The 21,419-nt window shown below is 61.8% G+C and carries 12 protein-coding genes, 6 tRNA genes and 3 rRNA genes; all 21 read left to right on the top strand.

The genetic code is table 11. The features are described from left to right. Positions 1-43 precede the first annotated feature (43 nt). The 21 genes from ACM26W_RS17945 to rpsG all read left to right on the top strand — a co-directional run bounded on the left by ACM26W_RS17945 (position 44) and on the right by rpsG (position 21,392). Positions 44-1,598: ribosomal RNA gene (locus tag ACM26W_RS17945) — 16S ribosomal RNA — on the top strand. A gap of 98 nt (positions 1,599-1,696) precedes the next feature. Then, positions 1,697-1,773 (top strand) — tRNA-Ile (locus ACM26W_RS17940). Positions 1,774-1,978: 205 nt separating this feature from the next. Continuing rightward, positions 1,979-2,054, top strand: a tRNA-Ala gene (locus tag ACM26W_RS17935). A 276-nt stretch (positions 2,055-2,330) separates the two neighbouring features. Then, a 23S ribosomal RNA gene (locus ACM26W_RS17930) occupies positions 2,331-5,231 on the top strand. Between the two features lie 84 nt (positions 5,232-5,315). Further along, positions 5,316-5,431, top strand: a 5S ribosomal RNA gene (gene rrf, locus ACM26W_RS17925). The 16S, 23S and 5S rRNA genes sit together here with 2 tRNA genes alongside, the layout of an rRNA operon. A 368-nt stretch (positions 5,432-5,799) precedes the next feature. Then, positions 5,800-6,783, top strand: a complete 984-nt coding sequence (locus ACM26W_RS17920; protein ID WP_416138316.1) for a biotin--[acetyl-CoA-carboxylase] ligase — start codon at positions 5,800-5,802, stop codon at positions 6,781-6,783. Further along, positions 6,780-7,619, top strand: coding sequence for a type III pantothenate kinase (locus ACM26W_RS17915; RefSeq protein ID WP_416138315.1), 840 nt, complete (start codon positions 6,780-6,782; stop codon positions 7,617-7,619). Before ACM26W_RS17920 ends, ACM26W_RS17915 begins: the two co-directional genes overlap by 4 nt. A gap of 121 nt (positions 7,620-7,740) precedes the next feature. After that, positions 7,741-7,824 (top strand) — tRNA-Tyr (locus tag ACM26W_RS17910). A gap of 47 nt (positions 7,825-7,871) precedes the next feature. Beyond that, a tRNA-Gly gene (locus ACM26W_RS17905) sits at positions 7,872-7,945 on the top strand. Between the two features lie 23 nt (positions 7,946-7,968). Continuing rightward, positions 7,969-8,043 (top strand) — tRNA-Thr (locus ACM26W_RS17900). Between the two features lie 141 nt (positions 8,044-8,184). Next, positions 8,185-8,260 (top strand) — tRNA-Trp (locus ACM26W_RS17895). A gap of 72 nt (positions 8,261-8,332) precedes the next feature. Continuing rightward, on the top strand, positions 8,333-8,701 hold the full coding sequence (gene secE / locus ACM26W_RS17890) for a preprotein translocase subunit SecE (protein WP_416138314.1): 369 nt from the start codon (positions 8,333-8,335) through the stop codon (positions 8,699-8,701). An 8-nt stretch (positions 8,702-8,709) separates the two neighbouring features. Next, positions 8,710-9,243, top strand: a complete 534-nt coding sequence (gene nusG, locus ACM26W_RS17885; RefSeq protein WP_416138313.1) for a transcription termination/antitermination protein NusG — start codon at positions 8,710-8,712, stop codon at positions 9,241-9,243. 89 nt (positions 9,244-9,332) lie between these two features. Continuing rightward, the gene (gene rplK / locus ACM26W_RS17880; RefSeq protein ID WP_416138312.1) at positions 9,333-9,764 is read left to right on the top strand and encodes a 50S ribosomal protein L11; all 432 of its coding nucleotides are present in this window, start codon (positions 9,333-9,335) and stop codon (positions 9,762-9,764) included. Between the two features lie 2 nt (positions 9,765-9,766). Next, positions 9,767-10,459 (top strand): 50S ribosomal protein L1, encoded by a 693-nt coding sequence (gene rplA, locus ACM26W_RS17875; RefSeq protein ID WP_416138311.1) that lies wholly within the window; start codon positions 9,767-9,769, stop codon positions 10,457-10,459. 274 nt (positions 10,460-10,733) lie between these two features. Continuing rightward, positions 10,734-11,237: a 50S ribosomal protein L10 gene (rplJ, locus tag ACM26W_RS17870; RefSeq protein ID WP_416138310.1), complete on the top strand. Its 504-nt coding sequence runs from the start codon at positions 10,734-10,736 to the stop codon at positions 11,235-11,237. 104 nt (positions 11,238-11,341) lie between these two features. After that, a complete protein-coding gene (rplL, locus tag ACM26W_RS17865) occupies positions 11,342-11,710 on the top strand; it encodes a 50S ribosomal protein L7/L12 (RefSeq protein WP_416138309.1) in 369 nt (122 codons plus the stop codon). 236 nt (positions 11,711-11,946) lie between these two features. Beyond that, positions 11,947-16,026 carry a DNA-directed RNA polymerase subunit beta gene (gene rpoB, locus ACM26W_RS17860; protein ID WP_416138308.1) on the top strand — a complete coding sequence of 1,360 codons (4,080 nt, stop codon included), beginning with the start codon at positions 11,947-11,949 and terminating at the stop codon, positions 16,024-16,026. A gap of 10 nt (positions 16,027-16,036) precedes the next feature. Continuing rightward, the gene (rpoC, locus tag ACM26W_RS17855) at positions 16,037-20,257 is read left to right on the top strand and encodes a DNA-directed RNA polymerase subunit beta' (RefSeq protein WP_416138307.1); all 4,221 of its coding nucleotides are present in this window, start codon (positions 16,037-16,039) and stop codon (positions 20,255-20,257) included. Between the two features lie 158 nt (positions 20,258-20,415). Further along, complete coding sequence (rpsL, locus tag ACM26W_RS17850) at positions 20,416-20,790, top strand: 30S ribosomal protein S12 (protein WP_110070664.1); 375 nt, start codon at positions 20,416-20,418, stop codon at positions 20,788-20,790. Between the two features lie 131 nt (positions 20,791-20,921). Beyond that, a complete protein-coding gene (gene rpsG, locus ACM26W_RS17845) occupies positions 20,922-21,392 on the top strand; it encodes a 30S ribosomal protein S7 (RefSeq protein WP_416138306.1) in 471 nt (156 codons plus the stop codon). Positions 21,393-21,419: the final 27 nt, after the last annotated feature.

The raw sequence follows: 21,419 nt of genomic DNA, 5'->3' as shown, positions 1-21,419 counted from the left end.
TTGGTCCGCTTCCTTCCTTGAAGGGTAAGGACTATATGATCGTAAACTGAAGAGTTTGATCATGGCTCAGATTGAACGCTGGCGGCAGGCCTAACACATGCAAGTCGAGCGGTAACAGGTCCAGCTTGCTGGATGCTGACGAGCGGCGGACGGGTGAGTAATGCATAGGAATCTGCCCGGTAGTGGGGGATAACCTGGGGAAACCCAGGCTAATACCGCATACGTCCTACGGGAGAAAGCAGGGGATCCGTGTTCTTCGGAATGGGGACCTTGCGCTATCGGATGAGCCTATGCCGGATTAGCTGGTTGGTGAGGTAATGGCTCACCAAGGCGACGATCCGTAGCTGGTCTGAGAGGATGATCAGCCACATCGGGACTGAGACACGGCCCGAACTCCTACGGGAGGCAGCAGTGGGGAATATTGGACAATGGGCGCAAGCCTGATCCAGCCATGCCGCGTGTGTGAAGAAGGCCTTCGGGTTGTAAAGCACTTTCAGTGGGGAAGAAAGCCTTGGGGCCAATACCCTCGAGGAAGGACATCACCCACAGAAGAAGCACCGGCTAACTCCGTGCCAGCAGCCGCGGTAATACGGAGGGTGCGAGCGTTAATCGGAATTACTGGGCGTAAAGCGCGCGTAGGCGGTCTGATAAGCCGGTTGTGAAAGCCCCGGGCTCAACCTGGGAACGGCATCCGGAACTGTCAGGCTAGAGTGCAGGAGAGGAAGGTAGAATTCCCGGTGTAGCGGTGAAATGCGTAGAGATCGGGAGGAATACCAGTGGCGAAGGCGGCCTTCTGGACTGACACTGACGCTGAGGTGCGAAAGCGTGGGTAGCAAACAGGATTAGATACCCTGGTAGTCCACGCCGTAAACGATGTCGACTAGCCGTTGGGGTCCTTGAGACCTTTGTGGCGCAGTTAACGCGATAAGTCGACCGCCTGGGGAGTACGGCCGCAAGGTTAAAACTCAAATGAATTGACGGGGGCCCGCACAAGCGGTGGAGCATGTGGTTTAATTCGATGCAACGCGAAGAACCTTACCTACCCTTGACATCGTGCGAACTTGGTAGAGATACCTTGGTGCCTTCGGGAGCGCATAGACAGGTGCTGCATGGCTGTCGTCAGCTCGTGTTGTGAAATGTTGGGTTAAGTCCCGTAACGAGCGCAACCCTTGTCCTTATTTGCCAGCGGGTCATGCCGGGAACTCTAAGGAGACTGCCGGTGACAAACCGGAGGAAGGTGGGGACGACGTCAAGTCATCATGGCCCTTACGGGTAGGGCTACACACGTGCTACAATGGCCGGTACAAAGGGTTGCGAAGCCGCGAGGTGGAGCTAATCCCGAAAAGCCGGTCTCAGTCCGGATCGGAGTCTGCAACTCGACTCCGTGAAGTCGGAATCGCTAGTAATCGTGAATCAGAATGTCACGGTGAATACGTTCCCGGGCCTTGTACACACCGCCCGTCACACCATGGGAGTGGACTGCACCAGAAGTGGTTAGCTTAACCCTCGGGGGAGCGATCACCACGGTGTGGTTCATGACTGGGGTGAAGTCGTAACAAGGTAGCCGTAGGGGAACCTGCGGCTGGATCACCTCCTTAACGACGACGTCGCCGACACGCGGCAAGTGCTCACAATGAATTACCTGATCGACCAGAGCAAAAGACTGTTTGGGTCAACGGCCCAGTGGTTGGAAGCCGGGTCTGTAGCTCAGTTGGTTAGAGCGCACCCCTGATAAGGGTGAGGTCGGCAGTTCAAATCTGCCCAGACCCACCATTCTCTGAACGGCCGGGACGCTCAGTTGGTTAGAGCGCACCCCCGGAAGTTCTGCAAAGAGAAGGGTGAGGTCGCGGGGTTTATTTCAAATCTGCCCAGACCCACCATGACAAGCTGTAAGCCATAAGCTTGAAGCTAGAAGACAACCCCGAGTGCTCACTACGCCGGGTTTTTCTTCAAGCTTACCGCTTCTAGCTTCGGTTCAGGGGCCTTAGCTCAGCTGGGAGAGCGCCTGCCTTGCACGCAGGAGGTCAGCGGTTCGATCCCGCTAGGCTCCACCACTCTCAAGCTTGAAGCTGAAAGCCTGAAGCGTGAAGTAAGGCCACAACAGTCGACAACAAAGCGTAAGCCTTAAGCTAGGCGCTGAACGAGACACCTGCCACGCGGCGGGCGGCTCTTCCAGCTTCCAGCTTAAAGCTTCCAGCTTTAACTGCTCTTTAACAATGTGAATCATGCTGACAAACGTTCTTTCCGCAAGGAAAGAACACGAGATATGTTTCAAGCGTATCCGGCAATTGTCAAACTGTCATCGCAGATCAGACCCCTTGGGGTTATATGGTCAAGCGATGAAGCGCACACGGTGGATGCCTAGGCAGCCAGAGGCGATGAAAGACGTGGTAGCCTGCGATAAGGCTCGGCGAGGTGGCAAACGACCTGCGACCCGGGCATCTCTGAATGGGGAAACCCACCCTGCATCAGCAGGGTATCCCACACTGAATCCATAGGTGTTGGGAGGCGAACCGGGGGAACTGAAACATCTAAGTACCCCGAGGAAAAGAAATCAACCGAGATTCCCCCAGTAGCGGCGAGCGAACGGGGACCAGCCCTTAAGCATGTGACTGATTAGACGAACGTGCTGGGAAGCACGGCCATAGTGGGTGATAGCCCCGTAGTCGAAAATCTGATCATGTGAAATCGAGTAGGTCGGGGCACGAGAAACCCTGACTGAACATGGGGGGACCATCCTCCAAGGCTAAATACTCCTGGCTGACCGATAGTGAACCAGTACCGTGAGGGAAAGGCGAAAAGAACCCCGGCGAGGGGAGTGAAATAGATCCTGAAACCGTGTGCGTACAAGCAGTGGGAGCAGACATGTTCTGTGACCGCGTACCTTTTGTATAATGGGTCAGCGACTTATTTTCAGTGGCGAGCTTAACCGATTAGGGGAGGCGTAGGGAAACCGAGTCTTAACTGGGCGACCAGTCGCTGGAAATAGACCCGAAACCGGGCGATCTATCCATGAGCAGGTTGAAGGTTGAGTAACATCAACTGGAGGACCGAACCAGGATCTGTTGAAAAAGATTTGGATGACTTGTGGATCGGAGTGAAAGGCTAATCAAGCCCGGAGATAGCTGGTTCTCCTCGAAAGCTATTTAGGTAGCGCCTCACGTATCACCACCGGGGGTAGAGCACTGTTTCGGCTAGGGGGTCATCCCGACTTACCAACCCGAGGCAAACTCCGAATACCGGTGAGTGCAGCGTGGGAGACACACAGCGGGTGCTAACGTCCGTTGTGAAAAGGGAAACAACCCAGACCGTCAGCTAAGGTCCCGAAATCCTGGTTAAGTGGGAAACGATGTGGGAAGGCTCAGACAGCTAGGAGGTTGGCTTAGAAGCAGCCATCCTTTAAAGAAAGCGTAATAGCTCACTAGTCGAGTCGGCCTGCGCGGAAGATGTAACGGGGCTCAAACCAGGTACCGAAGCTACGGGTTCATCCTCTGGATGAGCGGTAGAGGAGCGTCGTGTAAGCCGATGAAGGTGGATTGAGAAGTCTGCTGGAGGTATCACGAGTGCGAATGCTGACATGAGTAACGACAAGGGGAGTGAAAAACTCCCCCGCCGGAAGACCAAGGGTTTCTGTTCGACGCTAATCGGAGCAGAGTGAGTCGGCCCCTAAGGCGAGGCCGAAAGGCGTAGTCGATGGGAAACGGGTCAATATTCCCGTACCTCACTGTATTGCGATGGGGGGACGAAGAAGGCTAGGTGAGCCAGGCGTTGGTTGTCCTGGTGAAAGCGAGTAGGCCAGTGATTCAGGAAAATCCGGATCACTCTCTTCACTGAGACGGCCGAGACGCGAGACGAACTGACCACGGTCAGGAAGTCATCGATGCCACGCTTCCAGGAAAAGCCTCTAAGCTTCAGATACAGTGGGACCGTACCCCAAACCGACACAGGTGGTCAGGTAGAGAATACCCAGGCGCTTGAGAGAACTCGGGTGAAGGAACTAGGCAAAATGGTGCCGTAACTTCGGGAGAAGGCACGCCGCGTTAGTGTAGAGGGACTGGCTCCCCGAGCACGAGGCGGTCGAAGATACCAGGTGGCTGCAACTGTTTATTAAAAACACAGCACTCTGCAAACGCGCAAGCGGACGTATAGGGTGTGACGCCTGCCCGGTGCCGGAAGGTTAATTGATGGTGTTAGCGCAAGCGAAGCTCCTGATCGAAGCCCCGGTAAACGGCGGCCGTAACTATAACGGTCCTAAGGTAGCGAAATTCCTTGTCGGGTAAGTTCCGACCTGCACGAATGGCGTAATGATGGCCACGCTGTCTCCACCCGAGACTCAGTGAAATTGAAATCGCAGTGAAGATGCTGTGTACCCGCGGCTAGACGGAAAGACCCCGTGAACCTTTACTATAGCTTCACACTGGACGCTGATGTTGCTTGTGTAGGATAGCTGGGAGGCTAGGAAACCCGGACGCCAGTTCGGGTGGAGCCAACCTTGAAATACCAGCCTGGCATCATTGGCGTTCTAACTCAGGTCCGTTATCCGGATCGAGGACCGTGTGTGGTGGGTAGTTTGACTGGGGCGGTCTCCTCCCAAAGCGTAACGGAGGAGCACGAAGGTACCCTCAGCACGGTTGGAAATCGTGCAGTGAGTGCAAGAGCATAAGGGTGCTTGACTGCGAGACAGACACGTCGAGCAGGTGCGAAAGCAGGTTCTAGTGATCCGGTGGTTCTGTATGGAAGGGCCATCGCTCAACGGATAAAAGGTACTCCGGGGATAACAGGCTGATACCGCCCAAGAGTTCACATCGACGGCGGTGTTTGGCACCTCGATGTCGGCTCATCACATCCTGGGGCTGAAGTCGGTCCCAAGGGTATGGCTGTTCGCCATTTAAAGTGGTACGCGAGCTGGGTTTAGAACGTCGTGAGACAGTTCGGTCCCTATCTGCCGTGGGCGTTGGAAGTTTGAGAAGAGCTGCTCCTAGTACGAGAGGACCGGAGTGGACGCACCTCTGGTGTTCCGGTTGTCACGCCAGTGGCATTGCCGGGTAGCTATGTGCGGACAGGATAACCGCTGAAGGCATCTAAGCGGGAAGCCCCCTTCAAGATAAGACTTCCCTGAGGCCTTGAGCCTCCTGAAGGGCCCAGCGAGACCAGCTGGTTGATAGGCAGGGTGTGGAAGCGCTGCAAGGCGTTGAGCTAACCTGTACTAATGGCCCGTGAGGCTTGACCATATAACACCCAAGTGGTCTGTCGATGACAGAGGACAGCGGATACGATTGAGACGTCTCGACGTCAGCATGATTCACCGTTTTTCGCCTGACGACCATAGCGTGCGTGAACCACCTGATCCCATGCCGAACTCAGCAGTGAAACCGCTCAGCGCCGATGGTAGTGTGGGGTCTCCCCATGTGAGAGTAGGTCATCGTCAGGCACTTATAGCGAAAAAACCCCGGGCATTCAGATGCTCGGGGTTTTTTCATGGACATGGGGAAACCCGCTCTTTATTTGTGGGGCCGCTTCGCGGGCCGCCCCCTCGCCGGCTCGGGGCGTTCGACCGCCCTCGCGGCGGTGCCGCGAAGGGCCGGGCGGTCTCACCCCCATGTGAGAGTCCCGGAGTGCCGGCCAGATCATCGTCAGGCACTTATAGAGAAAAGCCCCGCGTTCGAAAGAGCGCGGGGCTTTTCGCATTTCGGCACCCCGGTCTCGAAGGAGGCCGGGGTGTCGGCGTTTATGCCTTCGGCGTTTCCGGGGGCGCCCCGCATCCGCTAGAATGAACCCTTTCCCGTCTGAGGGTTACGAATGACCATCGGAGACCTGATTCGCCTGCTCAGCGACGGCGAGTTCCACTCCGGCGAGCAGCTTGGCGAGCGGCTGGGCGTATCGCGGGCGGCGGTGTGGAAGCAACTGCGCAAGCTGGAGGCGCTGGGGATCGTCATGGAGGCCGTAAAGGGGCAGGGGTACCGCCTGGCGGAGCCGCTGGAGCTTCTCGATGGGTCGCGCATCGTCGCCGGCCTGTCGCGGGAGTCGCGCGGGCTTCTGACCCGGCTCTTCGTCGAGGAGACCCTGCCGTCGAGCAATGCCTTCCTGCGTGAGCGCTTCGACCAGGGCGCAGGTCATGGCGAGGTCTGCCTGGTCGAGCAGCAGAGTGCCGGTCGTGGGCGGCGAGGGCGCACCTGGAGCACGCCCTGGGGGCGCAGCCTGATGCTCTCGCTTGGTTGGCAGGTGGAGTCCGGAGTGGCGGCCCTGGAGGGCCTGAGCCTGGCGGTGGGGGTGGTGTTGTCCCAGGTGCTGGAGCGCCACGGGATGGCGCCACGCTTGAAGTGGCCCAACGACGTGTTGCTCGAGGGGCCGGGTGGTGGCCTGGGCAAGCTGGCCGGCATCCTGGTCGAGGTGACGGGTGATACCGCGGGGCCCTGCACAGTGGTGATCGGGATGGGAATCAACATTGACCTGCCTCCGGCGTTTCGCGAGGGGCTTGGTCAGCCGGCGGCGGCTGTTCATGACCAGGCGCCCGAGGTGTTGCGTAATGAGCTCGCCGTCGAGCTGATCGAGGCGCTGCTGCCCCTGGTGGCCAATTTCGAGAAAGAGGGCTTCGCGTTGTGGCAGGCGGACTGGAACAAGCGTCACGCCTATGCTGGCCATGAGGTGGATATTCTGCGGGGCCAGGAGCGCGAACAGGCGGTGGCCGAGGGCGTGGATGCCGCGGGGAACCTGCTGGTCCGTCAGCAGGGTCAACAGCTGCGGCTGGCCGGCGGTGAGATCAGCCTGCGAGCGCGGCCATGATTCTCGACCTGGATATCGGCAACACCCTGTCGAAGTGGCGGCTGAAAGATGCCGACAGCAGCGAGATTCGCTCACGAGGTGCGGTGTGGACCCGGGAGGAGTGGCGCCCGGGGTCGGACATTCCCGACCTGGATATCGTGGAGTCGGTGCGTATCTCCAGCGTGGCCCGACGTGCCGTGCTGGAGGAGACCGTGGCGCTGCTGTATCGGCAGGTGGGCCATGTTCACGTGGCACGCTCGACCTCGGAGTCGCTCGGCGTGACCAATGGCTATGAGGAACCGGAGCGTCTGGGCGTCGACCGTTGGCTGGGAGCTCTGGCAGGCTATCAGTTGGCGGGCGGCTGTTGTGCGGTGGACTGCGGCAGCGCTATCACCATCGACTTCGTGTTGCCAGGCGGCCGCCACCTGGGGGGGTACATCTTGCCGGGACTGCGGCTGATGAAGGAGAGCCTGAAGCTCGGGACCCGCAACGTGGCGATCGACCCGGACAGCGAGGCCGAGGAGCTGCTGGTTCCGGGGAGGCGCACGGTAGAGGCGGTCAACCACGGGATCTACATGGCGGCGGTGAGCGCCATCAATCGTACCTATGCCGAAGTGTGCGACATGGAGGGAGTGGCCCTGCCGCTGCTGATGACCGGCGGTGATGCCAGGGTGGTCTCCAGAGGGCTCCAGGTGCCCCACGCCGTCTGGCCAGACATGGTCTACGGAGGGCTGGAGGCCTGTTTCCCGCTGACCGCCGCCGAGCGTGCCGGGCGGATGTCCGGCGCGCCAAGGGTGCCGGCACCGGTGGCGCTGGAAAAGATTCGCGCGGGGCTTGCATTCTCCATGCTGCTTTGACACAATTCGCCGCGTTCCAAGGGGAAGCCAGTGCCCGTAGGGTTTCAGGTTTCCGGTCAAGAAGGCTGAGAAAACAGCATCTTGACACCGTGGAAAAGGGTGGTAACATATGCCGCCAGCAGGAGGGGTTCCCGAGTGGCCAAAGGGAGCAGACTGTAAATCTGCCGCGAAAGCTTCGAAGGTTCGAATCCTTCCCCCTCCACCAGATTTCGCCGGAAGCCCCGATCGGGGTCAGGCAGCAAGAGTGGGTAGGCGGGCATAGTTCAATGGTAGAACCTCAGCCTTCCAAGCTGATGGTGCGGGTTCGATTCCCGCTGCCCGCTCCAGCATCTCAAGATGCAAGGGTTTTGCTCATGTAGCTCAGGGGTAGAGCACACCCTTGGTAAGGGTGAGGTCGACGGTTCAAATCCGTCCATGAGCTCCACATTGAAAAGGCGAGCCTAGGCTCGCCTTTTCTCTTTCCCCGCCACCGCGGCGGTGAGGGGTTGCCAGGCGGGCATCAATCCGCTATCATGGCGCCCGCTGTTGCAAGACCGCTTGCAAGGGGTGGTCAAGAGGCAGATACAGGCCAGTAGCTCAATTGGCAGAGCAGCGGTCTCCAAAACCGCAGGTTGGGGGTTCGATTCCCTCCTGGCCTGCCAGTCTTCCCCAGGCTGGCGAGTCCCCGAAAGATTTCACGTTTCGATTGCCGCACCCTGAGGAGTCTCGTTTTCATGAAGCATAGCGCCGAGGTGCAGGAGTCGCGCCGCGACGGGCTCAAGTGGGCGGTTGTCGTCACGCTGCTGGTGCTGGCTGTTGTCGGCAATACGTACTTTGCCGATCTGGCCATGCTCTATCGTGTGCTGGGTGTCGTTGCGCTGTGTGCGCTGGCTGGTGTGGTGGCTCTGACCACCACCCGCGGCCGCGAACTCGCCGAACTGGCTCGCGCCGCCAAGAAGGAAATCCAGCGCGTGGTATGGCCGACGCGCCCCGAAACCGTGCAGACCACCGCCATCGTGCTGGTGGCCGTGCTGGTGGTTGGCCTGATGCTGTGGCTGATCGACACCCTTCTTGGCTGGGCGATGTCCGGCGTCATTGGTTAGGAGCCTCCATGTCCAAGCGTTGGTACGTCGTGCACGCCTACTCCGGCTTCGAGAAGCATGTCATGCGCTCGCTCATCGAGCGCGTGAAGATGCATGGCATGGAGGACCGCTTCGGCGAGATCCTGGTGCCTACCGAGGAAGTCGTCGAGATGCGTGACGGCAAGCGTCGCAAGAGTGAGCGCAAGTTCTATCCCGGCTATGTGCTGGTCGAGATGGAAATGGATGACGAGACATGGCACCTGGTCAACGAAACCCCGCGTGTCATGGGGTTCATCGGAGGCACCAAGGAGAAGCCGGCGGCGATTACCCAGAAGGAGGCAGATGCCATCCTGCGCCGCGTTCAGGACGGCACCGACAAGCCGCGACCCAAGACGCTGTTCGAGCCGGGTCAGTCCGTGCGGGTGGTCGACGGCCCCTTTGCCGACTTCAACGGCGTGGTCGAAGAGGTCAACTACGACAAGAGTCGCGTGCAGGTGAGCGTGCTGATCTTCGGTCGCTCCACGCCTGTCGAGCTGGAATTCGCTCAGGTCGAAAAGGAGTGATCCGCTCGGCCTGACACAAGCAAGGTGGCCGCTGAGGTGGCCGCATCACCGGGGAGCCGAGAGGCGCTACTACCCAACTGGAGTTCAACATGGCCAAGAAAGTACAGGCTTACATCAAGCTGCAGGTCGCAGCCGGTAAAGCCAACCCGAGTCCCCCCGTCGGCCCCGCGCTGGGCCAGCACGGCGTCAACATCATGGAGTTCTGCAAGGCGTTCAACGCCGCAACCCAGGAGATCGAGCCGGGTCTGCCCACTCCCGTGGTGATCACCGTCTATTCCGATCGCAGCTTCACTTTCATCACCAAGACCCCGCCCGCCGCGGTCCTGCTGAAGAAGGCCGCTGGTATCAAGTCCGGCTCCGGTGAGCCGAACAAGAAGAAGGTCGGTACCGTGACCCGCGAGCAGATCGAAGAGATCGCCAAGACCAAGGAGCCGGATCTGACGGCTTCCGATCTCGACGCCGCGGTGCGTACCATTGCCGGTAGCGCCCGCAGCATGGGCCTGAATGTGGAGGGTCTTTGATCATGGCCAAGCTGACCAAGCGTGCAAAACTGATAAGCGAGAAGGTCGACCCGACCAAGGCCTACGCTCTGGATGAGGCCGTGGCACTGCTCGCCGAGCTGTCCACCGTCAAGTTCAAGGAGTCGCTGGACGTCGCCATCAACCTGGGCGTCGATCCGCGTAAATCCGACCAGGTGGTGCGCGGTGCCACCGTCATGCCCAACGGTACCGGCAAGGACGTGCGCGTTGCCGTCTTCACCCAGGGTGCCAACGCCGATGCCGCCAAGGAAGCCGGTGCCGATATTGTCGGCATGGACGACCTGGCCGAGCAGGTCAAGAAGGGCCAGCTCGACTTCGACGTGGTCATCGCCTCGCCGGACGCCATGCGTGTCGTCGGCCAGCTGGGCCAGATCCTCGGTCCGCGTGGTCTGATGCCGAACCCCAAGGTCGGCACCGTGACTCCGGACGTGGCCACCGCCGTCAAGAATGCCAAGGCCGGTCAGGTGCGTTTCCGTACCGACAAGAACGGCATCATCCACACCACCCTTGGCAAGGTCGATTTCGATGCCGCCGCCATCCAGGGCAACCTGGAGGCGCTGGTCGCCGACCTGAAGAGGCTCAAGCCGAGCGCCTCCAAGGGCATCTATCTCAAGAAGGTCACCGTGTCCAGCACCATGGGCCCGGGCCTGACCATCGATCACTCTGCCCTGGTCTGATCGGGCAGCGGATCGATCGTTTGCAATAACTTTGCGGTCCCCGAGCGGAGCAAGACTCGCCGGCGGGGCACCGTCAAAGACCGCAGGTGCCGCCCCTCGCCGTAAGGGCGGCTTAATCATCCCTTCGGGATGGCCTGCGCAGATGGTGTGGCCGCCAGGTTTCTGGTGAGCACCATCACCCAGGACCTCCGACTGCCGCCCTCGGGCTGCACCGGAGGAGATGGTAACCACCGGAGTCCTCATCGCGAGGTTCCGGCACGAAGGAGTGATCACTGTGCCACTAGCACTCGAAGGCAAGAAGGCGATTGTTGCCGAGGTCAGTGAAGCGGCCAAGGATGCACTCTCCGTCGTAGTTGCTGATTCTCGTGGCGTCTCGGTCGAGAAGATGACCGATCTGCGCAAGCAGGCCCGCGAGAATGGCGTCCAGGTGCGTGTTGTTCGCAACACCCTGGCGCGCCGCGCCCTGTCAGGCACCCAGTGGGAATGCCTGAACGACAGCTTCGTGGGTCCGACCCTGCTGGCCTTCTCCACCGAGCATCCGGGCGCCGCCGCCCGTCTGTTCAAGGAGTTTGCCAAGCTGGAGAAGGACTTCGAAGTCAAGGCGCTGGCCTACGAAGGCGAGCTGATCCCGGCTGCCGATATCGACCGCTTGGCGACCCTGCCGACCTATGATGAGGCCATCGCCCAGCTGATGTCCGTCATGAAGGAAGCGTCCGCCGGCAAGCTGGTCCGTACCCTGGCCGCCCTGCGCGACCAGAAGCAGGAAGAAGCCGCCTGAGCGCAGGCCGCCTGATAGACGAACTCCTGTTGGCCGCCTGAATCGTATATTGAATCCCGAGTCGACGGGACACCGCGACTCCCGCAAAGTTAGGAAACGTGACAATGGCACTGACCAAAGAAGACATCATCAACGCCGTCGCCGACATGTCCGTCATGGAAGTGGTCGAGCTGATCGAAGCGATGGAAGAGAAGTTCGGCGTGTCTGCCGCCGCCGCCGTCGTGGCTGGCCCGGCTGCCGCCGGCGAAGTTGCCGAAGAGCAGACCGAGTTTGACCTGGTGCTGACCAGCGTCGGCGACAAGAAGGTCAACGTGATCAAGGTTGTCCGCGAGATCACCGGCCTGGGCCTGAAGGAAGCCAAGGGTGCCGTCGACGGCGCGCCGGCGACCATCAAGGAAGCCATGTCCAAGGACGACGCTGAAGCGGCCAAGGCCAAGCTGGAAGAAGCCGGCGCGAGCGTGGAACTCAAGTAAGCCTTGGGCTCCATGGCTTCACGCGCTGCGTAAGCTTCCATGGCTGGTGGCGGGACACCCGCTGCCGGCCTTTTTCTGTTGTCACTGGCCTCTGCCGATAGGGCAGAAATGCCAGCCGAATTCCGAAGGCGAGCGCCCATGCCAGGCGCTTGCCTTCATCGCCTGACGGCGTCGCGTCCGTCGGGTGGCGCCGACCACGCATCGGTCACCCATGGTGAACAAGCTGGGGAATACAGATGGCTTACTCATACACTGAGAAAAAACGCATCCGCAAGGATTTCGGCAAACTGCCCCAAGTGATGGATGTGCCCTACCTGCTGGCGATCCAGCTTGATTCCTATTACGACTTCCTTCAGCAGGACCGTTCGCCCGAAGAGCGGATGGAAATCGGCCTGCATGCCGCCTTCAAGTCCGTCTTCCCGATCGAGAGCTTCTCCGGCAACGCCGCCCTGGAGTATGTGAGCTACCGTTTCGGTACCCCGGCGTTCGACGTCAAGGAGTGCCAGCTGCGTGGCGTCACCTATTCGGCGCCGCTGCGCGTCAAGGTCCGCCTGATCATCTACGACAAGGAATCGTCCAACAAGGCGATCAAGGACATCAAGGAGCAGGAAGTCTACATGGGGGAGATCCCCCTGATGACCGAGAACGGCACCTTCGTGGTCAATGGCACCGAGCGTGTCATCGTCTCTCAGCTGCACCGCTCCCCCGGCGTGTTCTTCGACCACGACAAGGGCAAGAGCCACTCGTCCGGCAAGCTGCTCTACTCGGCCCGCGTGATTCCCTACCGCGGCTCCTGGCTCGACTTCGAATTCGATCCCAAAGACAGCGTCTTCGTGCGCATCGACCGTCGTCGCAAGCTGCCGGCGAGTGTGCTGCTGCGCGCACTCGGCATGACTGCCGAGGAGATCCTCGAAGAGTTCTTCGAGACCAGCACCTTCCATATCGACAAGTCCGGCTTCAGCGTAGAGCTGGTGCCATCGCGCCTGCGTGGTGAGACCGCTACCTTCGACATCAAGGATGCCGATGGCGGCGTGATCGTCGAGGAAGGTCGCCGCATCACCCAGAAGCATATCCGCCAGTTGGAAAAGGCCGGCCTCGAGCGCCTCGAGGTGCCGATGGAGTATATGTTCGGCAAGACCCTGGGTCGCGACCAGGTGGATCCGAACACCGGCGAGCTGATCTGTCCCTGCAACACCGAGATCACCCCGGAGCTGCTGGAGAAGATCGCCCAGGCCGGTATCACCCAGATCGAGACCCTCTACACCAACGACCTCGACTGCGGTCCTTTCATCTCCGACACCCTCAGGCTGGACACCACCGGTTCCCAGCTCGAGGCGCTGGTCGAGATCTATCGCATGATGCGTCCCGGCGAGCCGCCCACCAAGGAGAGCGCCGAGACCCTGTTCAACAACCTGTTCTTCAGCGCTGACCGCTATGATCTCTCCGGTGTCGGCCGCATGAAGTTCAACCGCCGCCTGCGTCGTGACGCCGACACCGGCTCCGGCGTGCTGGATCGTCGCGACATCCTGGATGTGCTCAGGGAGCTGATCCACATCCGTAACGGCTTCGGCGAAGTGGACGACATCGACCATCTGGGCAACCGCCGCATCCGCTGCGTGGGCGAGATGGCCGAGAACCAGTTCCGCGTGGGTCTGGTGCGCGTCGAACGTGCGGTCAAGGAGCGCCTCTCCATGGCCGAGAGCGAGGGCTTGATGCCTCAGGACCTGATCAACGCCAAGCCCGTCGCTGCGGCGGTCAAGGAGTTCTTCGGTTCCAGCCAGCTCTCCCAGTTCATGGACCAGAACAACCCGCTCTCCGAGGTCACCCACAAGCGCCGCGTCTCCGCGCTTGGCCCGGGCGGCCTGACCCGCGAGCGGGCCGGCTTCGAGGTGCGTGACGTTCACGCCACCCACTACGGCCGGCTGTGCCCGATCGAGACGCCGGAAGGCCCCAACATCGGCCTGATCAACTCCCTGGCCACCTACAGCCACACCAACAGCTACGGCTTCCTCGAGACGCCGTATCGGAAGGTGGTGGAGGCCCAGGTGACCGACGACGTCGTGCACCTTTCGGCCATCGAGGAGGGTGACTTCGTCATCGCCCAGGCATCGGCCACCGTCAACGAAGGCGGCAGGCTGGTCGACGATCTGGTGCAGGTGCGCCACAAGGGCGAGACCACCTTCATGCGTCCCGAGCAGGTGACGCTGATGGACGTCTCCCCGCGCCAGGTGGTCTCCGTGGCCGCGGCGCTGATCCCGTTCCTCGAGCACGATGACGCCAACCGCGCCCTGATGGGGGCCAACATGCAGCGTCAGGCGGTGCCCACCCTGCGTGCCGACAAGCCGCTGGTCGGTACCGGCATGGAGCGCTTCGTGGCTCGCGACTCCGGCGTCTGCGCCGTGGCGAGCCGCGGTGGTGTGATCGATTCGGTCGACGCCAAGCGTATCGTGGTGCGCATCAACGAGGACGAGATCATCGGCGGCGAGGCCGGCGTCGATATCTACAACCTCACCAAGTACGTGCGTTCCAACCAGAACACCTGCATGAACCAGCGCCCCATCGTGCGCCCCGGCGACAGCGTGGCCCGCGGTGACATCCTGGCCGACGGTCCCTCCGTGGACATGGGCGATCTGGCCCTGGGCCAGAACATGCGCATCGCCTTCATGCCCTGGAACGGCTACAACTTCGAGGACTCCATCCTGCTCTCCGAGCGGGTGGTCCAGGAGGACCGCTTCACCACCATTCACATCCAGGAGCTGACCTGCGTCTCCCGCGACACCAAGCTGGGCCCGGAGGAGATCACCTCCGACATCCCCAACGTGGGCGAGTCGGCGCTGTCCAAGCTGGATGAGGCCGGTGTGGTCTATATCGGTGCCGAGGTAGGCCCGGGCGATATCCTGGTGGGCAAGGTGACGCCCAAGGGCGAGACCCAGCTGACCCCGGAAGAGAAGCTGCTGCGCGCGATCTTCGGCGAGAAGGCCAGCGACGTGAAGGACACCTCCCTGCGTGCCCCCACCGGCATGAAGGGTACCGTCATCGACGTCCAGGTTTTCACCCGCGACGGCGTGGAGAAGGACTCCCGGGCCATCGCTATCGAGCAGATGCAGCTCGACGAGGTGCGCAAGGACCTCCAGGAGACCTACCGGATCGCCGAGGATGCCACCTTCGAACGCCTCAAGCGCACCCTGAACGGCCAGTCCGTCAACGGCGGGCCCAGGCTGAAGAAGGACGACGTACTTACCGAGAGCTATCTCGAGGAGCTGCCGCGTCAGCAGTGGTTCAAGCTGCGCCTTCAGGACGAGGCCCTCAACGAATTGCTGGCCCAGGCCGACGAGCAGCTCGAGAACCGTCGCAAGGAGATGGACGAGCGCTTCGAGGACAAGAAGCGCAAGCTCACCCAGGGCGACGATCTGGCACCGGGCGTGCTCAAGATCGTCAAGGTCTACATGGCGGTGAAGCGTCGCCTGCAGCCGGGCGACAAGATGGCCGGTCGTCACGGTAACAAGGGCGTCATCTCGGCGATCATGCCCATCGAGGACATGCCCTTCGACGACAACGGCGAGCCCGTGGACGTGGTGCTCAACCCGCTGGGCGTGCCGTCACGCATGAACGTGGGGCAGATCCTCGAGACCCACCTGGGCCTCGCGGCCTGGGGCCTGGGTCGCAAGATCGATGGTCTGCTGCGCGATGCCCGCGAGCAGCAGGTCGCCGAGATCCGTGATTTCCTGGGGCAGGTCTACAACTCCACCCCGGGTACCCGGGTCGAGGCGCTCGAGACCCTCTCCGACGACGAGGTGATCGCCCTGGCGAAGAACCTGAAGTCGGGCGTACCCATGTCCACCCCGGTATTCGACGGCGCGGACGAGCACGAGATCAAGCATCTGTTGCGCCTGGCCGATTTGCCGGACTCCGGTCAGATGACGCTCTACGATGGCCGTACCGGCAATGCCTTCGACCGTTCGGTGACCGTCGGCTACATGTACATGCTCAAGCTCAACCACCTGGTGGACGACAAGATGCATGCCCGTTCCACCGGTTCCTACTCGCTGGTCACCCAGCAGCCGCTGGGCGGCAAGGCCCAGTTCGGTGGTCAGCGCTTCGGGGAAATGGAGGTCTGGGCCCTGGAAGCTTACGGCGCGGCCTACACCCTCCAGGAGATGCTCACCGTCAAGTCCGATGACGTGGAGGGTCGCACCAAGATGTACAAGAACATCGTGGACGGCGATCACACCATGCAGGCAGGCATGCCGGAATCCTTCAACGTGCTCGTGAAGGAGATTCGCTCGCTGGGCATCGATATCGAGTTAGAGAGCTAGGAGCCGTCCGATGAAAGATTTGGTGAAAGTCCTCAAATCGCAGTCTCAGTCCGAAGAGTTCGATGCGATCAAGATCACGCTGGCGTCGCCGGACATGATCCGTTCCTGGTCTTTCGGCGAGGTCAAGAAGCCCGAGACCATCAACTACCGTACCTTCAAGCCGGAGCGCGACGGCCTGTTCTGCGCCAAGATCTTCGGCCCGGTGAAGGACTACGAGTGCCTGTGCGGCAAGTACAAGCGCATGAAGCACCGCGGCATCATCTGCGAGAAGTGCGGCGTCGAGGTCACCAAGGCTGCCGTGCGTCGTGAGCGGATGGGCCATATCGAGCTGGCAAGTCCCGTCGCGCACATCTGGTTCCTCAAGTCGCTGCCGTCTCGCATCGGCATGTTCCTGGACATGACGCTGCGCGATATCGAGCGCGTGCTCTATTTCGAGAGCTTCGTGGTCATCGATCCGGGGATGACCACCCTCGAGCGCGGCCAGCTGCTCAACGACGAGCAGTACTTCGAGGCCCTCGAGGAGTTCGGTGACGACTTCGACGCCCGCATGGGCGCCGAGGCGGTCCAGGCGCTGCTCAAGGACATCGACCTGGCCGAGGAGATCGATCGCCTGCGCGAGGAGATCCCCCAGACCAACTCCGAGACCAAGATCAAGAAGCTCTCCAAGCGGCTCAAGCTGCTCGAGGCCTTCTACAACTCCGGCAATGCGCCGGCGTGGATGGTCATGGAGGTACTGCCGGTGCTGCCGCCGGACCTGCGTCCGCTGGTCCCGCTGGACGGCGGCCGCTTCGCCACCTCCGACCTCAACGATCTGTATCGTCGGGTGATCAACCGCAACAATCGCTTGAAGCGGCTGCTCGACCTCAATGCGCCGGATATCATCGTGCGCAACGAGAAGCGCATGCTGCAGGAGGCGGTGGACGCCCTGCTGGACAACGGTCGCCGTGGTCGTGCCATCACCGGCTCCAACAAGCGCCCGCTGAAGTCCCTGGCCGACATGATCAAGGGCAAGCAGGGCCGCTTCCGCCAGAACCTGCTGGGCAAGCGCGTCGACTACTCCGGCCGCTCGGTCATTACCGTGGGCCCGACCCTGCGCCTGCACCAGTGCGGCCTGCCCAAGAAGATGGCGCTGGAGCTGTTCAAGCCGTTCATCTACTCCAAGCTGCAGAGCCTCGGCTATGCCTCCACCATCAAGGCGGCCAAGAAGATGGTCGAGCGCGAGCTGCCGGAGGTGTGGGACATCCTCGCCGACGTCATTCGCGAGCATCCGGTGCTGCTCAACCGCGCCCCGACCCTGCACCGTCTGGGCATCCAGGCCTTCGAGCCGCTGCTGATCGAGGGCAAGGCGATCCAGCTGCATCCGCTGGTGTGTGCCGCCTACAACGCCGACTTCGACGGTGACCAGATGGCGGTCCATGTGCCGCTGACCCTGGAAGCCCAGCTCGAAGCGCGGACGCTGATGATGGCCACGAACAACGTGCTGTCGCCGGCCAACGGCGAGCCGATCATCGTGCCCTCCCAGGACGTGGTGCTGGGTCTCTATTACATGACCCGCGAGAAGATCAACGCCAAGGGCGAGGGCATGGTGTTTGCCAACATCGACGAGGTCGATCGCGCCTTCGGCACTCAGAACGTCGCCATGCATGCCCGAGTCGAGGTGCGTCTGGACGAGGTGGATGTGGATGAGGAGACTGGCGAGCGCAGCCGGCACCGCCGCCTCTACAAGACCACCGTGGGTCGCGCGCTGCTGTTCCGCATCCTGCCGGAGGGCGTGCCCTTCGCGCTGATCGACCAGCCGATGAAGAAGAAGGCCATCTCGAAGCTGCTCAACGAGGTGTATCGTCGCGCGGGCCTCAAGGCGACGGTGATCTTCGCCGATCAGCTGATGTTCACCGGCTTCCGCATGGCCACCTGGTCCGGCGCCTCCATCGGCGTCAACGACTTCGTCATCCCTGACGCCAAGGCCGCGATCATCGAGGCCGCCGAGGATGAGGTGAAGGAGATCGAGGACCAGTTCTCCTCGGGCCTCGTCACCGCCGGTGAAAAGTACAACAAGGTGATCGACATCTGGTCCAAGGCCAACGATAAGGTGGCCCGGGCGATGATGGACGGGATCGAGAAGGAGACCGTCATCGACCGTGACGGCAACGAGGTCGAGCAGGACTCCTTCAACAGCGTCTTCATCATGGCCGACTCCGGTGCCCGGGGTAGTGCCGCCCAGATCCGCCAGCTGGCGGGCATGCGTGGCCTGATGGCCAAGCCGGACGGCTCGATCATCGAGACACCGATCATCGCCAACTTCCGTGAGGGCTTGAACGTACTGCAGTACTTCATCTCGACCCACGGCGCGCGGAAGGGTCTGGCGGATACGGCACTCAAGACCGCCAACTCCGGTTACCTGACCCGTCGCCTGGTCGACGTGGCTCAGGACATGGTAATCACCGAGACTGATTGCGACACCGACAACGGGCTGACCCTGCACCCGGTCATCGAGGGTGGCGATATCATCGTCTCCCTGGCCCAGCGGGTGCTGGGCCGCGTGGTCGCCCAGGACGTCATCGACCCGGCCAGTGACGAGGTGCTGATCCCGCGCGGCACCCTGCTCGACGAGAAGTGGTGCGCCGAGCTGGACACCATGGGCGTCGACGAGATCGTGGTGCGCAGCGCCATCGCCTGTCAGACCACCCATGGCGTCTGCGCAACCTGCTATGGCCGCGACCTGGCGCGTGGCCACCAGGTGAACATCGGCGAGGCGGTAGGCGTCATCGCCGCCCAGTCCATTGGTGAGCCTGGCACCCAGCTGACCATGCGGACCTTCCACATCGGCGGCGCGGCCTCACGGGCCTCCGCGGTGGACAGCGTCCAGGTCAAGCATGGCGGCAAGGTGCGCCTGCACAACATCAAGTACGTGGAACGCGGCGACGGCAAGCTGGTGGTGGTGTCCCGCTCCAGCGCCCTGGCCGTCGCCGACGATCACGGCCGCGAGCGCGAGTACTACAAGCTGCCCTACGGCGCCGAGCTCTCTGTCAAGGACGGCGATAGCGTCGATGCTGGCCAGGCGGTGGCCAAGTGGGATCCGCACACCCATCCCATCGTCGCCGAGGGCGAGGGCACCGTGCAGTACGCCGACATGGACGAGGGCCTGACCATTCACCGCAGCGTGGACGAGATGACCGGTCTCTCCTCCATCGAGGTCATCGAGTCGGCCGCCCGCCCCATGGCCGGTCGCGACAAACGCCCGATGATCCTGCTCAATGACGAGGCCGGCAAGCCGGTGACCGCCAGCGGCTCCGACACCCCGGTGCAGTACCTGCTGCCCGGCAAGTCGATCGTCACCGCCGATAACGGCGCGAAGATCGGCGTCGGCGAGGTCGTCGCGCGTATCCCGGTGGAGGCGTCTGCCAACAAGGACATCACCGGTGGTCTGCCCCGCGTGGCCGACCTGTTCGAGGCGCGCAAGCCGAAGGAGCCGGCGATACTGGCCGAGATCAGCGGCGTTATCAGCTTCGGCAAGGAGACCAAGGGCAAGCGTCGCCTGACCATCACCCCGGAAGGCGGCGGTGATCCCTTCGAAGCGCTGATCCCCAAGTGGCGCCAGATCGCGGTGTTCGAGGGCGAGAGCGTCGAGAAGGGCGAGGTGATCTCCGACGGCCCGAGCAACCCCCACGACATCCTGCGGCTGCTGGGCGTGGCGGAGCTGGCCAAGTACATCACCGTGGAGATCCAGGAGGTCTATCGCCTCCAGGGTGTGGGCATCAACGACAAGCACATCGAAGTGATCGTGCGTCAGATGTTGCGCAAGGTAGAGATCGCCGATGCCGGTGACTCCGACTTCATCACCGGCGACCAGGTCGAACTGGCGCGGGTGCTGGAGCAGAACGCCCGCCTCGAGAAGCAGGAGAAGTTCCCGGCCAAGTACCAGCGGGTACTGCTGGGTATCACCAAGGCCAGCCTGGCCACCGAGTCGTTCATCTCAGCGGCCTCCTTCCAGGAGACCACGCGGGTGCTGACCGAGGCGGCGGTGACCGGCAAGCGCGACTACCTGCGCGGCTTGAAGGAGAACGTGGTGGTGGGGCGCTTGATCCCGGCCGGTACCGGCCTTGCCCACCATGAAGAGCGTCGCCGCAGGCGTGAAGGCCCTGCGCGTCCGCTTGCGCCGTCGGCCTACGATGTCGAGCAGGAACTGGGCGCCCAGCTTACCGCGCTGGATTCCGACGACGAAGAACTCTGATCCGAGCCCCGGAATCGATGGTCCGTCCTGGCGGGTGGGCCATCGCTCTTGACGGGGCGCAGGGTCAGCTATTAGAATGCGCAGCCTTTAACAGTGGGGTGGGTGCGCCCGCACCCGCTGAAAAGGCCAAGGCAACCCATTGGAGTCAGCTACTACCCATGGCAACGATCAATCAGCTCGTGCGCAAGCCGCGCAAGCGCCCCGTCAGCAAGAGCGACGTGCCGGCGCTCCAGGCCTGCCCGCAGAAGCGCGGCGTCTGTACCCGCGTCTACACCACCACCCCGAAGAAGCCGAACTCGGCCCTGCGTAAAGTCTGTCGCGTGCGGCTGACCAACGGCTTCGAGGTGTCTTCCTACATCGGCGGTGAAGGCCACAACCTCCAGGAGCACTCCGTGGTCCTGATCCGCGGTGGTCGCGTCAAGGACCTTCCCGGCGTACGCTACCACACCGTGCGCGGCGCCCTGGACACCTCCGGCGTGCAGAACCGCAAGCAGGGCCGTTCCAAGTACGGCGCGAAGCGTCCCAAGGCCTGATCGGTCTCGGCACGTAACTACATCCAGAATCGATATCGGTCTGATAAGAGTAAGGTCGGGCGGCGCCGCCTCAATGAGGTCGAGCGTGAGTCCCGAGTTTACCTGAAGGACCCTTCAACAGAGGGCTTATCATGCCTAGAAGAAGAATTGCGGCAAAACGTGAGATTCTTCCGGATCCCAAGTTCGGAAGCGAGCGGCTGGCGAAGTTCATGAACCACCTGATGTTCGGTGGTAAGAAGTCCGTGGCTGAGCGTATCGTCTACGGTGCGCTGGACAAGGTTGCCGAGCGCAGTAATGAAGACCCGCTGGAGATCTTCGACAAGGCGCTGGAAGCCATCCAGCCCATGGTCGAGGTGAAGTCTCGCCGTGTTGGCGGTGCGACCTATCAGGTGCCGGTGGAAGTTCGTCCGTCACGCCGTCAGGCCCTGGCCATGCGCTGGCTGGTGGATGCCGCCCGTCGTCGTGGCGAGAAGACCATGGTGCAGCGCCTGGCGGGCGAGATGCTGGACGCCGCCGAGGGCAAGGGCTCCGCGGTCAAGAAGCGTGAAGACGTGCACCGCATGGCAGAAGCCAACAAGGCATTCTCGCACTATCGGTTCTAAGTGCTCCGATTCGCAGTGCGGCGCTTC

The organism is Halomonas sp. HK25, assembly GCF_047795635.1.
GTDB lineage: Bacteria > Pseudomonadota > Gammaproteobacteria > Pseudomonadales > Halomonadaceae > Halomonas.
Note: the sequence above shows the minus strand (reverse complement) of the source record. Positions and strands in the feature narration are given on the sequence as shown.